At 47.7% G+C, this 239-nt stretch carries 1 protein-coding gene; it reads right to left on the minus strand.

Annotation, left to right across the window (positions count from 1 at the left end; all coding sequences use genetic code 11):
- A partial coding sequence (locus tag NU887_RS21115; protein ID WP_258425359.1) for a DUF7507 domain-containing protein occupies nucleotides 1-239 on the minus strand: 239 nt, incomplete at both ends.

Genomic DNA, 239 nt, shown 5'->3' on the forward strand with positions numbered 1-239 from the left:
TTATTGACTCAGAGGCCAAAGGCGCCAAAGAAGCGATTGTTGTATTCAAACCTGTCAAAGGATCGCTTACGGCAACATTGCTCAAAGTCACGTTACCCGTGTTGGTCACCACAACGGTGTAATTCAATTCATCCCCGACAGCAGCGAAGGTATTCTCAGTTGCTGTTTTGGTGATGGAAAGAGCAGGGCTTTGGGTTGCAGTTACCGATTCAGAAGCGGATACATTAACAGCGCCTACG

The sequence above is a fragment of the Aquiflexum gelatinilyticum genome (assembly GCF_024741135.1).
In the GTDB taxonomy this organism is placed as follows: domain Bacteria; phylum Bacteroidota; class Bacteroidia; order Cytophagales; family Cyclobacteriaceae; genus Cognataquiflexum; species Cognataquiflexum gelatinilyticum.